Genomic DNA, 14,025 nt, shown 5'->3' on the forward strand with positions numbered 1-14,025 from the left:
GGGGAGCCGGGGTCGGGCGGGAGAGGAGGAGCAGGCGGGAAGGGAGATGGGGAGAAAGGAGAAGCGGGAGGCGTGCCGGAATCGAAGTCGGGCGAGGAGTCCGACGAGTAAATCCGGACGATCTCGTCCTCAAGCGGCCGAAGACCACCGTCACGCGGCCACACACCGCCCGCGGCGGAACACGCTTAAAAGGCTTCGCCGGGTAGTTCGTCGTATGCAACACGTGACGGTTCCGCAGGACCGGATCGGCGTCGTCATCGGCGCCGGCGGCGAGACGATGCGGGAGATCGAAGAGCGGGCGAACGTGCGGCTCGACATCGACTCTGAGTCGGGGAGCGTCGCCATCGAGGAGCGCGACGACCCGGTCGCCGCGATGGTGGCGCCGGACGTGATCAAGGCGATCGGGCGGGGGTTCAAGCCGGAGACCGCGCTGTCGATCCTCGACCACGACCTCCGGACGCTCGATCTGATCGACCTCTCCGAGCACACCCGCAACGACAACGACCTCCAGCGCAAGAAGGGCCGGATCATCGGCGAGAACGGTCGCACGCGGGAGCTGTTGGAGGAGCTGTCGGGCGCGAACGTCGTCGTCTACGGCTCGACGGTGGGCGCCGTCGGCCAGCCCGAGGAGCTGGAAGTGGTCCGTCGGGCGGTCGGGATGCTGCTGGACGGGGCGCCGCACGGCGCGGTGTACTCGTACCTGGAGCGGATGTCGAACGAGCTCGACGACGACGTGAGCTTCAACGCACCGCAGTAACTGGTTCTCGGTGTTGCCGGCGCCGTCGGCGGCGGGTATCGCGGAGTGATCCGACGATACCCACTCTCGTACCCCTAACGCACGGCATCGTCGCCCCGCGCTGCCCCAGTCTTGCGCTGTCTCAGCCTTGCGCTGCCCCAGCCTTGCGCTATCCCGGCCTCGCGCTACTCGCGCTACCCAACTCTCGCGCCGCTTCAGCCTCGTCGGCAGGGGGATCGCGGGGAGACGGCTCACCGTTTCACGGGCATACCGCTCGATCTGGAGTTCTATATAAAGGCCCGTGTGAACGTGACCCATACCGGGGCGTACTGCCCCACCGTGTTGCGTTTTCGCACGGCCCGAGCAAAAGGTTTATATAGAATCACAAACAATCAATGGTTGTTATGTCACAGCGACAGCGGATGGGCAATCAGCCCATGATCGTACTTTCCGAGGAGTCGCAGCGTACCTCCGGAAAGGACGCTCAGAACATGAACATCACGGCCGGCAAGGCGGTCGCGGAGTCCGTCCGCACCACCCTCGGCCCGAAAGGGATGGACAAGATGCTCGTAGACTCCGGCGGGTCCGTCGTCGTCACGAACGACGGCGTCACCATCCTGAAAGAGATGGACATCGACCACCCGGCGGCCAACATGATCGTCGAGGTCTCCGAGACGCAGGAGGAGGAGGTCGGTGACGGTACCACCTCCGCTGTCGTTGTCGCCGGTGAGCTTCTCGATCAGGCCGAGGAGCTCCTCGACCAGGACATCCACGCGACCACGCTCGCGCAGGGGTACCGCCAGGCCGCCGAGAAGGCCAAGGAAATCCTCGACGAGGAGGCCATCGACGTCTCCGCGGACGACTACGACACGCTCGTCGAGATCGCCGAGACGGCGATGACGGGCAAGGGCGCCGAGAACTCCAAGGACCTGCTCGCCGAGCTCGTCGTCGACGCCGTCCTGGCGGTTCAGGACGACGACGGCATCGACACGGAGAACGTCTCCGTCGAGAAGGTCGTCGGCAGCTCGATCGACAAGTCCGAGCTCGTCGAGGGCGTCATCGTCGACAAGGAGCGCGTCGACGAGAACATGCCCTTCGCGGTCGAGGACGCCGACGTGGCGCTGTTCGACGGCGCCATCGAAGTGAAGGAGACGGAGATCGACGCCGAGGTCAACGTCACGGACCCCGACCAGCTCCAGCAGTTCCTCGACCAGGAAGAGGAGCAGCTCCGCGAGATGGTCGACCACCTCGTCGACATCGGCGCCGACGTCGTCTTCGTCGGTGACGGCATCGACGACATGGCCCAGCACTACCTCGCGCAGGAGGGCATCCTCGCCGTCCGCCGCGCGAAGTCCGACGACCTCAAGAGCCTCGCCCGCGCGACCGGCGGCCGCGTCGTCTCCAACCTCGACGACATCGAGTCGGACGACCTCGGCTTCGCCGGCTCCGTCGCCCAGAAGGACATCGGCGGCGACGAGCGCATCTTCGTCGAGGACGTCGAAGAGGCGAAGTCCGTCACGCTCATCCTCCGCGGCGGCACCGAGCACGTCGTCGACGAAGTCGAGCGCGCTATCGACGACTCGCTCGGCGTCGTCCGCACGACGCTGCTCGACGGGAAGGTGCTGCCCGGCGGCGGCGCCCCCGAGGCCGAGCTCGCGCTGCAGCTCCGCGACTTCGCCGACTCGGTCGGTGGCCGCGAGCAGCTCGCCGTCGAGGCGTTCGCCGACGCGCTGGAAGTCATCCCGCGCACCCTCGCCGAGAACGCCGGGCTCGACCCCATCGACTCGCTGGTCGACCTCCGCTCCCGCCACGACGGCGGCGAGTTCGGCGCCGGTCTCGACGCCTACACGGGCGACGTGATCGACATGGAGGCCGAGGGCGTCGTGGAGCCGCTCCGCGTCAAGACCCAGGCCATCGAGTCCGCTACCGAGGCGGCCGTCATGATCCTCCGCATCGACGACGTCATCGCGGCCGGTGACCTCAAGGGCGGCGGCTCCGACGACGGCGGCGACGAGGGCGGCCCCGGCGGCGCGCCCGGCGGCATGGGCGGCATGGCATGGGCGGTGCGATGTAAGCACCGGTCAGTAGGCCACACCACTCCCCACGCCGACCGTATCCGCTTCGCTGGACCGACCCGCCGACCGACCGTCGCGCGCCCGTTTCGGGCCTCGACGACACGCGATTTTTATCGACGACCGACGCGACGACCGCGGAGCCGCCGGCTCGTCGTTCGACGGCGAGCGGTCGCGTCGACAACACGACGATAACACCGATGTCACCCCCCGACACGAGTGTTCGCGAGCCGTTAAGTGTCGTCCGCGCCTCCGATCGATCACGAAACGGGTCCGCCGCGAGCGCACGTGACGCGGTGTGGTCCGTTCGATTTCCCATACAATGCCACAGCAGAAAGCGGACTACGCGGACGACACCGAGATCGACGAGACGCTGGACCAGCCCGCCGACGACGCGGCCGTCGAGGAGACGGTCGCGAACCTCGAGGAGCGCGGCTTCGACGTTGTCGTCGTCGACTCCGCGGAGGAGGCGCTCGACGCGGTGGAGTCGCAGATCCCCGCGGGGGCGTCCGTGATGAACGGTCACTCGACGACGCTCGAAGAGATCGGCTTCGACGACCTGCTCGGCGAGGGCGACCACGAGTGGGAGAGCCTCCCGGACCAGATCTGGAGCATCGACGACGACGCCGAGCGACAGACCGCGCGCCGGGAGTCGCAGACGGCCGACTACTTCCTCGGCGGGATCAACGCGGTCGCGCAGACGGGCGAGCTCGTCGCCGCCGACCTCTCCGGCAGCCGCATCGGGGCGTACCCGTTCGCCGCCGGGAACGTGGTCATCGTCACGGGCACGAACAAGATCGTCCCGACGCTCGACGACGCGCTCGACCGACTCGAGTCGGTCGCGTACCCCCTCGAAAACGAGCGCGCACAGGAGGCGTACGGCGCCGAGTCCGCGATCGCCAAGCAGCTGATCTACCGCCGCGAGACCGAGGAGGGACGGACGACGGTCGTCCTCGTGCGCGAGCAGCTCGGATACTGAACGCGGAACGCGGTCGCCGGCCCGACGGCGACGCGGCGTGCGCTCTCTCCCCCGGTTTTCACGCCCGTGAGCGACGGCGTTGCTCCGGGGGTGTCGTCCGCGGCGACAGCGGATCGTGGAGGAGTCGCGCGAGCGGCGCGAGGCGGAGCAGCCGCACGTTCGAAGCGACGGGACCTAAAAGAGGGCAGACGCGACGATAGCCGTGTTGATGATAACGAACGCGGTCAGGAGGATGAAGCGAACGTATCGATGGACACCCGCTCTGTCCAGCGTCGGCGAGGCGCTAGGCATTCTCACGAGCGGAGACAGCTGCCCTCGCCTCGCCGTTGGGGATGGAGTCGGGGTCGGGGGAGCGCGCGTAAATGGGCCGATCGGTGTGCATGCTCGTTACACACGTTATTGTTACCCATACTACTAGTAGTTTTTTATGGTATATCCTAATAGTATCCCTCGATAGGTTGAGTTCGAAAGAAGGAGATATCCTCCACCCTCGCCATCGTAGAAATGATAGTAGGACAAGGTTAATGTGTAGGTGAGTACTATCAGTACGTGGATAATACGGGCGGAGGACGCGGTGAACCAGAGAGCGCAGTCCGCGGTAGCGCCCCGTCGAGGGGCCGCCGATCGAAGCGGCGTGCTGCTGCCATGCGACCTCCCTCGATCGGTCATCCTGGGTGAGCAGAAGTTTCCACGGGTAGAACAATAATTTACATATATCATAATATAATAAAATATTATCCAAATACTTATAGACCAATAGTATTTTATCTTACACAATGGTCGACTCGGTGCAGCAAAACGGTGATCACGCGATGACGACCGGTGAGGAGGAGGACCCCCAGTTGGACTGGGCCGTGATCAAGTCACTCATGAGCGCCCAGGCGAACACGAGCACGTCCCTCGAACAATATCTCCTGTACGTGACCCACGACGACTTCGACCTCGACAGGCAGAACGTGGAACAGTGTCTCTCGCAGGCGATCGACCACCACGAGCGCGCGCTCGAGGATCTAAAAGTTGCGCAGGAGCTCATATCGGGCGAAAATAACCGATGAAGGAACTTTTATTTAGAATCTAATACTTCGAATCTAGAAGGATATATATGTTGTGGGGGTGTGCATCCGGTGATGCGGTTGACAGTCCCGACCGACTTCGAGATACTGCAGATCCTTTCTAACGGCAGACGCAACAACGCGATTAACATCGCGGCGCATCTCGACAAGAACCGGTCGTATATCAACACGCGGCTCCCGGTTTTAGCGGACTACGACCTGCTCGATCGCGTCGGACCCGCACCGAACAGCGGCCTCTACGAGATCACCGAGCGAGGGCGGATCGCGGCGAGCCACCGGGAGGAGTACGAGGACGACGACATCGACTTCGAGGCGCTGATCGATCGGGAGCTGGCGGACCGGGAGTAGTCGGGACTGGCGGATCGGCGGACCGGCCGAGCGCGGGAGCGACGGCACGTCGACGCCGATGATTCTGCGGGCGCGGCGGAGAACGCGTGAGACGGGAGTCCCACGTTCGGCATCGATCCGAAGAGTGTCACGGCCGTGGAGCGTCCCTCGGTAGTCGGCGGCCGGTGACATCGAAACCACATGTAGTATATACTGTGAGTATCTACCGGAGCGCGTGATACCGATCGCGAACGCGTTCGATCTGGTCGTCCTGCGGTGTCTCTCGGAGCGGGGTGGCGGCAGTGCGGCGGACGTTGCGCGGCGGCTCGACCGGTCGCGGACGTACGTGCGCACGAGACTGATCACGCTCGCGGAGACCGGCTACGTCCGGCCGGCCGGCGCGGTGCCGCGACTGCAGACGTACGAGCTCACGTCGGCGGGCGCGGCCGTGGCGCGACGCGTGGATTCGATGGCGGACGTGTAGCGGCCGCGGGGCGAGCGAGCCGAACGGGAGCCGATCTGGAGGGCGTCGATCGGAGTTCTGGTCTCGCAAACCCGCTTTCTTCGGCGGTATTCGGGCCCTACCGCCAGATATGTTGTCCGTATATACTGACGGTAGATATAAGTGCATAGCTTAGGAAAGTGACAACTGCAACGTGAAGTGTCGACTACAGCTCGATAGAGGAGTACAGAGCGAGGTGATTGCAGATCAGTGGCGATGACAGACGACACCAACGGGGACGACACCGCGGACCTGACGCGGACGACGATCGAGTTGGACCGAGAGGTTTGGCGGGAGGTTCGCTCCGATGCGGTCGCGGACGGGGCGAACGTCTCCGAGAAGCTCGAGGAGGTCCTCGTGGACTACTACAACTTGGAGTAATGACACGAGGGATCGACGGCCGCGACGTATCAGTCGTGACCCGAACGACCCGGACGTATCGCGCGACGACCGATCAGCAGTCGACAGCAGCTACATACACACACACTACATGACAGACGGAAACAACCGGAAGAAGGCGCAAGCGGTCTTCTTCTCGATCGTGATGGTGCTCTCCATGGTGGGGGGCTCCGTCGCGCTCGCGGGGAGTGCGGCCGCAGTAACTGACGGGCCGACATTGGATAACTCAGTCGTTCAGCCTGAGACATCCATTGAGGTTAGTGCAACACACTCGACACCTGGTAACGACGTAACGTTCGCCGTCGACGTCGGCGATAACGGCGAGGTTAATGATCCAGATAGCAGCGACGACCTCGTCACAACGACAACATCCGATTCGGAGACCGGTGAGGCAACTGCTACGATTGACCTCGGCGCCCTTTCTGATGGCGATTATACTGTTTACGCTATTGAGGAGGGTGATCAGGATGGTAACCCAAGTATCGGTTATGCCCGAACTGCCGGGGACACGACTACTCTGACGGTTGACGGCACTCCGCCGGAGGTAACTACGACAGTTCCTGCAAACGATGATACCATCTCGACCGACACGCCGGAGATCACCATCGATCTGACGGAAGAAGGTTCCGAGATCAACACGTCGACGCTGGAAGTCACGGCGACCGCCGGACAGAATCAGCTCTTCCAGCTAAACGAGCCGAACGCACAGGGAATCTCCTACGATAGCGAGACCCAGAACCTGACCGTCGACATCGAGCAGACGAAGCTCGACTCACTCCCCGAAGGAGACATTACTGTCGATGTCACCGGGGAAGATGAAGCTGGCAAGGCAATCACTGGTGAGTCCGCGAGCTTCAGCTTCACCGTCGATCTGAATCCCGTCGACATAACGATCGATAACCTTGAGAATGCAAACAGTCAGACGATCACTGCCGATGTCTCCAGCACGGCAGCAGACATCGAGTCTGCAGAGATCACGATCGACGGTGCTGGCGACTACAGTGAAACGTTCGACACCTCGTCGGATCTCTACACTGATGGGAGCTTCAGCGTTGAAGCCGGTCCCAAAGAGGTCGACGACATCGCCGCGATCCCAGAGGGGGATCTGACAGTTACGGTGTCGGCGACCGACGCTGATGGTACTTCGGATACTGAGAGTCGATTCACGAATGTCGACACACAGCCTCCCATCGTTGACTCGATCACGGTCAACGACGGCGAGATGGTGACCGAGGAGAACGCGGAGGCTGTCAGCGTCATCGCGACGTTCAACGAGACGGTCGATCCGAGTTCCGTCGCGGGCACCGTTACGCTCGAAGAGGCTAACACCGTCTCACTCAACGGAGATAACCTCCAGAACGAGGAAGACGATGACAGTAACGAGACTGTCGTCTACGAGGCCGATCTGACCTCTGATGTCGAAAACGAAGAAGCGACCGTTAGCTTCAGTGACGCAACGGATACCACTGAGATCACGAACTCGTCGCTGACTGCAGAGCAGACCTTCGAGATCGATACGGTCGCGCCCGATATCAGCACGATTGACGATAATCTGCCACTCACAACCGGCGAGGGTGACGACGGGATCATTCTGGAGAACGTCGTCGACCTCTCGGAGGGCTTCTCCGTGTCGGGTGCCGACGGTAACGAAGCCGCAATTTACGTCTCGCCCGGACAGACTGGCGACTTCGTGCCGCTGTCGGATCTCACCGACCAGCCACTCGACGACTTCGACTCGACCGACCTTCCGGACGGCGCGCACACGCTCAAACTGAACGTGTCCGACGCCGCCGGTAACGAGGGCGAGCTGACTACGCCCCTGTACGTCGACAACGAGGACCCGAGCGCGTTCATCTCCGAGGAACAGATCTCCGGAGAAGTCAACATCTCTGAGACGCTCGAAGTCAGCGGAACGGGCATCGAAGAGGTGACCTACGGCTACACGAACGCGCCAGACGAGACGACCGAGTTCACCGAAGCAGAGACGATCAACGTGAACCAGCTCGGCAGTGGTTCGTACACGCTCGCTGCGCAGGTGAACGACCCGACTTCGAGCGATGTTGACCAGATCATCACGCCGTCTGCCAGCGTCGACGGAGAGTCTCTCGACGACACGAGGTTCGAGATCGAGACCGAGGAAAATGCCTCGGATGCAAATCTCGTTGACATCACGGTCACCTCTGACAGCAATCTGACCGGATTCAACGTCATCGTCACCAATACCGACGGCTACAACTCTGACGTGAGTGGTCGGCTCCCGGCGGAACTCTTCGACCAGACTGAGGTCAAACTGGAAGACGATACTACGGAGTACGTGTACGACCTGACCGTTGAACCGCCGCGCGACGGCGAGCACCAGTTCACGCTGGCCAACGCGTCGCTAGATAATCAGTTCATAGAGCCCGGTACTACCGCAACGCAGGTCGTTGACGCCCGAGACCCGTCGCTCGACGAGGCCACCCTCGTCAGCGCCAACGAGAGCAGCATGACCGTCGACCTGCAGTTCAGCGAACCGCTCGACAGCATCGGTGGATTCGAGAACTTCCAGGGCGCCACGGTCACCCAACAGAGTGTCGACCTCGAAGCCGGAACTGTGACGGTCACGGTCGACGACGAGGTCCAGACCGGTGACGAAACCGAACTGGTCGCCCTCGACGTCGCCGAGCAGTACCCGGACACTGAGGATCGGAGTACGACGACCGCGACCGGCGCGGACGTCAAGTACGAACTACAGTACGATAGCGGAATCAGCGCTGTCTCTATCCCGGCCGAAACGGGATCCGTTGCTCTCGACGACGTGGACTTCGCCGACGGCGTCGACTCGGTGATGACCTACAACGAGAGCGATAACAGCTGGGACGTCTACGACGCCGAGACCGGCGACGGAGACCTCCAGGAGATGACTGGCGGTGAGGGTTACATCGTGAAAGCCGGCAGCGCCGGTGCGGTGGACCTCAACGTCCAGAACGTCCCGAGCGACAACGAAGCGCAGGCGATCAACAGCGTCTCGCTCGACAGCGGCTGGAACCTTGTTGGTGCGTACCAGGAGGGCAACCAGCCCGTCAGTCAGGCGCTCGATCCGCTCCCGAGCGGTGCCGACTACAGTATTGAGAAGGGCTACACCGGAACCAACGTCGACACGCTCGAGCCCGGTGCGGGCTACTGGATGTTCACCAACGACGAGACGGCCTATCACGTCCCGGTCGACTACACGGGACTGCAGAGCAGTCAGCCTGAAGTCTACAACGTGAATACGCCCGACTCGCTGGCTGACGGCGAGGACGACACGATCTCGGCCGAAGTCGACGCTGACGATCCGATTGACCGGCTTGTGGTTGATATTCCGGCGATCGGCGTCGAAGGTGTCGAACTGACTGACAATGACGACGACGGCGTCTACGATACGGACGTCACGGACTACTCGCAGGACATCGAAACGACCCAGGATGTCGACGTTACCGTGACGGCGTTCGACATCTACGGGAACCTCGGTCAGACGACCGTGACGCCGGAAGCGACGGAGAACGTTGCGCCGTCGATCTCCAACGTCGCACTGACCGACGACACTGACGAGAACGGTATCGTCGCTGATGCTGATTCGGTGACGATCAGTGCGGATGTCACTGATGCCGGCACTGGCGTCGAGACTGTCGAGGCTGATCTGAGTGACTTCGGCGGTAGTGATACTGAAACGCTCAAAAGCGGTGAAGGAGACACTTACACCACCAGTATTGATGTGAGCGGTGAAGCCAATACTGAGGGTGTCTCCGTTGACGTGTCCGCAACTGACGGTGCGGCGAACGAGGACACAGTCACATCGAGCGAGACCCTCGAAATTGACAACGCTGCTCCCCCGATTTCGGGCTTCTCGGTCGACAACACGGAGGGGAAGACAGTAAACGTCTCCATCGACTCTGACGAGGAGCTTGAGGCAGTCACCGTCAGCGGAACTGAAGACGCCTCTGATACGGAACTCAGCGGTATCGGTGCTGAGGGTGACTTCACCGAGAGCGGCGACGCTAAGAGTGGCTTCACGTATACGGCCACTCTGAGCGAAAACGCAGATGGCACGTTTGGTGCCACGCTTAACACGGCCAAGGACGCGGCTGGCAACGATGGTGCCGAAAACCAAAATGCCGGTCCGCTCTCAGTTGTGACTAGCGATGAGGGACTTACGAATGCACTTGAGGCCGACTATGACGCGAGCGGGGTTGAACCAGGCGAATCCCGCGGCGGGAGTTTCTCCCTCAATGACACTTATACGAGTGGATTGGATGCAGCTAACGTCACCGATCAGGGATCCTTAGGTAGCTATGTTCGAGTTGACATAGACCCAGATGACATTAATACCGACAATGCATTCGAAACGAATGGAGGTGACACCGCCATCTCTGGTGCATATATCACTGAGGATGGTCAAGTGTTCTATACCAACGTAATCCTTAGTGGCGGAGACGTGTTCTTCTTCGTGCCCGACAGTTACGCGGACGAAGAGCTAACCTTCGCTGTTGGTAACTTCGATCAGAGTAGTGATGATAAGGACTGGTCCGACTTATCTGGCGACGATATTGTTATCGGCAATATTGACAACCTGAATAGCGCATAAAATCTAAGCGGGGATACCCGCTTTCTTTCGTATCGCTCGCTAACTGAGTGCAAATTTATTTAATTCCAAACCATACAACGAATGAAACACAACACAACGATACTACGACTCATCGTCGTGGTTGTCGCCCTCGCGGCGGTCACCGGTGCGGTCGCGCCCGGAATGGCCGTCGCGCAGTCCGACAGTCCGCCGGAGCCGCCCCACCGCGTCTACGGTGACGTGACGGACGGCAACGACGACGCCGCCGCAGGTGTGACCGTCGAGATCACGCACGACGGCTCGGTCGTCGCGAGCGCGACCACCGACGCCGACGGCGTCTACTCGATCGACGTCGAAGGCCTCGACGACGGCGACGAGATCACGGTGACCGCCGCGGGCTCGTCCGTGACGGACTCCGACCCAGAGACACTCGCGTACTCGACCGCGAGCTCCGACCGCGTCGACCTCACCGTCTCCGTCGATGACGATGATGGTACCGGCGGCGACGGCTCTGACGGCGACGACGGCACCGACGGCGACGACGGCTCTGACGGCGACGACGGCACCGACGGCGACGACGGCGACGACGACGGTGGGGACGGTGGCGATGGCGGTACGGGCGGCGGCGGTGGCGGCGGTGGCGGCGCCGGCGACGGCGGCGACACCACCACACCCAGCCCCGAGCCCGTGACGAACGTCGAAGGCAACGCGCAGGCCGAGACCAGCGTCAACGGGCAGACCGTGACCGTCTCGATCACCGGCGCGGCCGCCGGCGACAGCGTCGAGACCGCGTTCGACCAGGGTACGGTCGACCGCAATCTCGCAGAGACGGGCGCCGCGCTCAACGGTCTGACGAAGCGGTTCGCCGCGTCGTCGGACTTCAGCGCGGACATCACCTACAGCCGTGACAACCCGAGTGCCGACGCGCCCGACCTCGAAGAGTCGATCGGCGCCAATACGTTCGGCCACGCCCAAGTCGATCACGACGCTCCGGACGACGCGCTCGAAGGCGCGACGTTCCGGTTCAGCGTCCGCCAGGACCGTCTCGACGACACCGGCATCACGGCGGAGGATGTCTCCCTGTACCGCTACAACGACGGGGAGTGGGAGGAGTACGAGGCGAGCGTCGACGAGGAGGGTGACAACCGCGTCACCTTCACCGCCGACTCGCCTGGCCTCTCCACGTTCGCCATCGGCCAGTCGTCCGACACCGTCGAGGACGGCTCCGACGGCAGTGACGGCGGCGCCACCGACGGCTCCGACGGCGGTGACACCGACGGCAGTGACGGCGGCGACACAAACGGTGGCGACGACGGTTCCGACGACGGGATTCCCGGCTTCGGTCCGCTCGTCGCGCTCGTCGCGCTCGTCGCGGCCGCGCTGCTCGCGACGCGTCGAGACGACTGAACAGCCCGTTCGACCACCCGCATTCTTCCGTTTTTTCGCGCCCGCGAGCGACCGGTGTGCGAGAGAACGAACGGCTCACGGAATCCCGAACCGCTGAGGGAACAGCACCGGGGACCCCGCACGATCGAAGCGATCCCGGACCAACGCTAGGCCCACCCGATTTAAGATCATCCTCAGCACGGCACCGCCGCTCGCGAAGTGCTCACCGTCTCGTTGCACGGGCCGGGAGGGATTCGAACCACGCCCAGACGTGCTCGCTCACTCCGTTCGCTGCGCGCGACTGGTCTCTTCGAATCCTCTGGCGTTTTCACTGCTTCCGTTGGTCGCAGGAAAACGGGCCGGGAGGGATTCGAACCACGGTCACTCCGCAGGCTCCGTTCCCTGATTCGAATCCCCTCCCTCAGCACAGTTCCGCCGCTCGCGATATGCTCGCGGCGGTACAGCGGGCCGGGAGGGATTCGAACCACGCCCAGACGTGCTCGCTCACTCCGTTCGCTGCGCGCGACTGGCCTCTTCGAATCCTCTGGCGTTTCCACTGCTCCCGTTGGTCGCAGGAAAACGGGCCGGGAGGGATTCGAACCCCCGACCGTCCGGTTAAAAGCCGGACGCTCTCCCTAACTGAGCTACCGGCCCAGACACGAATCCGTACGGAGAGACCACGGATAAACGTTTAGAAACCGCGTGCGGCGGGGGGATCGCCCGGCGATCCGAAACGGTTTCCGAGGGGGCGCCGTCGCCGCGAGCATGGAGTTCGACATGCGCGCGTTCGCCGCCGACCTCTGCCGGTTCGCCTCCACGGCCGGCGAGGAGGCGGCCGCCGCCGACTTCGTCGAGGTCGTCCGGGAANNTTCCCGGACGACCTCGACGAGGCGGACGTGGCCGGCCGCCGGAGCGTCGCGGGCGTGCTCGCGCTCGGCGGAGCCGGAGCGGGCGACGATGACGCGACCGACGACGGCGGCGGAGCGACCGACGACACCCCGACGGTCGTCTTGAACGGCCACGTCGACGTGGTCCCCGCCGAGCCCGCCGAGTGGTCGAGCGACCCGTTCGAGCCGGTGTGGGGCGGGCGCGGCGGCGACGGGGACGGCGGCGGCGACGACGACAGCGAGACCCTCACCGCCCGCGGCGCGGCGGACATGAAGTCGGGGGTCGCGGCCTGCGTCGGCGCGGCGCTCGACGTGCGGGAGGCGGTCGCCGAGGGCGCGGTCGACCTCCCGGACGCCGGGCTCCGGGTCGTCGTCGAGGCGGTCGCCGGCGAGGAGGACGGCGGGTACGGGGCCGCGACCGCGGCGCTCGCGAACCCCTACCCCTTCGAGCGCGACGCCGCGATCGTCGCGGAGCCGACGGAGCTGCGTCCCGTCGTCGCCTGCGAGGGGTCGCTGATGGCGCGGCTGGAGCTGTCCGGCCGGAGCGCGCACGCCGCCACGCGCTGGCGCGGCGAGGACGTGCTCCCGCGGTTCGAGGCGATCCGGAAGGCGTTCGGCGAGTTGGAGACGGAGCGCGGCGAGGCGGTCGACCACCCCCTGTACGAGGAGTTTCCGGTGCCGTGGCCGGTCGTGTGCGGGACGGTCGAGGCCGGCTCGTGGGCGTCGACGGTGCCGGCGGCGCTGACCGCCGAGTTCCGGATCGGCGTGGCGCCGGGCGAGACGGTCGACGAGGTGGAAGAGGCGTTCCGCGCGCGGCTTGACGAGGTGGTCGACGGCGACCCGTGGCTCCGCGACCACCCGCCGACGTTCGAGCGGTTCTCGGTGCAGTTCGAGCCCGCGGAGGTCGCGGTCGACGAGCCGATCGTCGAGGCCGTGCGGGCGGGGGTCGGCGAGACCGGACTCCCGGACGCGGAGCCGACGGGCGCGACCTACGGCGCCGACTCCCGGCACTACGTCGCGGCGGGGATCCCGACGGTCCTGTTCGGGCCGGGGAGCATCGCGGAGGCGCACTACCCGGA

The 14,025-nt window shown here is 63.9% G+C and carries 8 protein-coding genes, 1 tRNA gene and 2 pseudogenes; 10 read left to right on the forward strand and 1 reads right to left on the reverse strand.

What is annotated here, in order from left to right:
• Positions 1-214: 214 nt before the first annotated feature.
• The 9 genes and pseudogenes from DJ69_RS07715 (at position 215) to DJ69_RS18300 (ending at position 12,080) form a co-directional block, all read left to right on the forward strand.
• Positions 215-757: a KH domain-containing protein gene (locus DJ69_RS07715; protein WP_099255094.1), complete on the forward strand. Its 543-nt coding sequence runs from the start codon at positions 215-217 to the stop codon at positions 755-757.
• 416 nt (positions 758-1,173) lie between these two features.
• Positions 1,174-2,787: pseudogene (gene thsA, locus DJ69_RS07720) on the forward strand (thermosome subunit alpha); the annotation flags it as partial.
• A 343-nt stretch (positions 2,788-3,130) separates the two neighbouring features.
• The gene (locus tag DJ69_RS07725) at positions 3,131-3,787 is read left to right on the forward strand and encodes a lactate utilization protein (RefSeq protein WP_099255095.1); all 657 of its coding nucleotides are present in this window, start codon (positions 3,131-3,133) and stop codon (positions 3,785-3,787) included.
• Between the two features lie 776 nt (positions 3,788-4,563).
• The gene (locus DJ69_RS07730) at positions 4,564-4,842 is read left to right on the forward strand and encodes a hypothetical protein (RefSeq protein ID WP_099255096.1); all 279 of its coding nucleotides are present in this window, start codon (positions 4,564-4,566) and stop codon (positions 4,840-4,842) included.
• Positions 4,843-4,914: 72 nt separating this feature from the next.
• Positions 4,915-5,208, forward strand: coding sequence for a phage repressor protein (locus tag DJ69_RS07735; protein WP_099255097.1), 294 nt, complete (start codon positions 4,915-4,917; stop codon positions 5,206-5,208).
• Positions 5,209-5,422: 214 nt separating this feature from the next.
• Positions 5,423-5,671 (forward strand): helix-turn-helix domain-containing protein, encoded by a 249-nt coding sequence (locus DJ69_RS07740; protein WP_180271752.1) that lies wholly within the window; start codon positions 5,423-5,425, stop codon positions 5,669-5,671.
• A gap of 234 nt (positions 5,672-5,905) precedes the next feature.
• Positions 5,906-6,070 carry a hypothetical protein gene (locus tag DJ69_RS18295; RefSeq protein WP_180271753.1) on the forward strand — a complete coding sequence of 55 codons (165 nt, stop codon included), beginning with the start codon at positions 5,906-5,908 and terminating at the stop codon, positions 6,068-6,070.
• Between the two features lie 109 nt (positions 6,071-6,179).
• Positions 6,180-10,694: a surface glycoprotein gene (locus tag DJ69_RS07745; RefSeq protein ID WP_180271754.1), complete on the forward strand. Its 4,515-nt coding sequence runs from the start codon at positions 6,180-6,182 to the stop codon at positions 10,692-10,694.
• Positions 10,695-10,775: 81 nt separating this feature from the next.
• The gene (locus DJ69_RS18300; protein WP_099255100.1) at positions 10,776-12,080 is read left to right on the forward strand and encodes a PGF-pre-PGF domain-containing protein; all 1,305 of its coding nucleotides are present in this window, start codon (positions 10,776-10,778) and stop codon (positions 12,078-12,080) included.
• A 559-nt stretch (positions 12,081-12,639) separates the two neighbouring features.
• On the opposite strand, the gene DJ69_RS07755 is transcribed toward DJ69_RS18300, so the two are convergent.
• Positions 12,640-12,713, reverse strand: a tRNA-Lys gene (locus tag DJ69_RS07755).
• Between the two features lie 111 nt (positions 12,714-12,824).
• Here DJ69_RS07755 and DJ69_RS07760 point away from each other — a divergent pair.
• Positions 12,825-14,025 (forward strand): annotated as a pseudogene (locus DJ69_RS07760) (M20/M25/M40 family metallo-hydrolase); the annotation flags it as partial.

This window comes from Halorubrum persicum, assembly GCF_002727125.1.
GTDB lineage: Archaea > Halobacteriota > Halobacteria > Halobacteriales > Haloferacaceae > Halorubrum > Halorubrum persicum.